General features: G+C 62.1%; 1 protein-coding gene and 1 pseudogene. Both read left to right on the top strand.

Features of this window, described 5'->3' with window-relative positions:
• A partial coding sequence (locus tag AB0H42_RS35810; RefSeq protein WP_357064341.1) for a methyl-accepting chemotaxis protein occupies window positions 1-871 on the top strand: 871 nt, incomplete at its 5' end.
• Window positions 872-962: 91 nt separating this feature from the next.
• A pseudogene (locus AB0H42_RS35805) lies at window positions 963-1,167 on the top strand (chemotaxis protein-glutamate O-methyltransferase); the annotation flags it as partial.

Genomic DNA, 1,167 nt, shown 5'->3' with positions numbered 1-1,167 from the left:
GGCCAGCCTGAAACACATGCAAGGCGAACTGATTGAAACCGTCAGCGGCGTACGTCAGGGCGCGGATGCCATCTACAGCGGCGCGTCAGAAATCGCTGCGGGCAACAACGATCTCTCCTCCCGCACCGAGCAGCAGGCCGCGTCGCTGGAAGAGACCGCCGCCAGCATGGAACAGCTGACCGCGACGGTGAAACAGAACGCCGAAAACGCCCGTCAGGCTTCACAGCTGGCGTTGAGCGCCTCCGAAACCGCACAGAAAGGCGGCAAGGTTGTGGCCAACGTGGTGCAGACCATGCATGACATCGCCGGCAGCTCGCAGAAAATTGCCGATATCACCGGCGTGATCGACGGTATCGCCTTCCAAACCAACATCCTGGCGTTGAACGCCGCGGTGGAAGCGGCGCGTGCCGGCGAGCAGGGCCGCGGCTTCGCGGTGGTGGCCGGCGAAGTGCGTAACCTGGCGCAGCGCAGCGCGCAGGCGGCGAAAGAGATCAAAGGGCTGATCGACGAATCGGTCAGCCGCGTCAAACACGGCTCGGTGCTGGTGGAAAACTCCGGCGCCACCATGCAGGACATTGTGCGTTCGGTGACCCGCGTGACCGACATCATGGGCGAGATCGCGTCGGCGTCGGATGAACAGAGCCGCGGCATCGAGCAGGTGACGCAGGCGGTGACCCAGATGGATCAGGTCACCCAGCAGAACGCCGCGTTGGTGGAAGAGTCCGCTTCTGCCGCCACCGCGCTGGAAGAGCAGGCCATTACCCTGGCCGACGCGGTCGCGGTATTCCGTCTGGCGGACGATAACTTCGTCGCGCCAGGTAACAGCAGCAACGCAGTTTCACCCGTGGTAAAGGAAGCCCAAGATTGTTAAACCGCATAAGCAGCACGTTTTTCTCCGGTGAAGCGGCATGAAACAGGCGCCGTCAACTTCTAACCGGGATACAGCGTCGATGTTGACGCAAATGGTGCAGCGTCTGCCGCTGTCGGACGTGCATTTTCGCCGTATCAGCCAGTTGATTTATCAACGCGCCGGCATCGTGCTGGCGGAGCATAAGCGCGAGATGGTTTACAACCGCCTGGTGCGCCGGCTGCGGCTGTTGGGATTGCACGATTTCGGCGACTACTTGGCGCTGCTGGAAAGCGATCCGAACAGCGCGGAGTGGCAGG

The sequence above is a fragment of the Nocardia sp. NPDC050799 genome, from assembly GCF_040654015.1.
In the GTDB taxonomy this organism is placed as follows: Bacteria; Actinomycetota; Actinomycetes; order Mycobacteriales; family Mycobacteriaceae; genus Nocardia.
The sequence above is the reverse complement of the archived record's forward strand: the minus strand, read 5'-3'. Positions and strand labels throughout refer to the sequence as shown.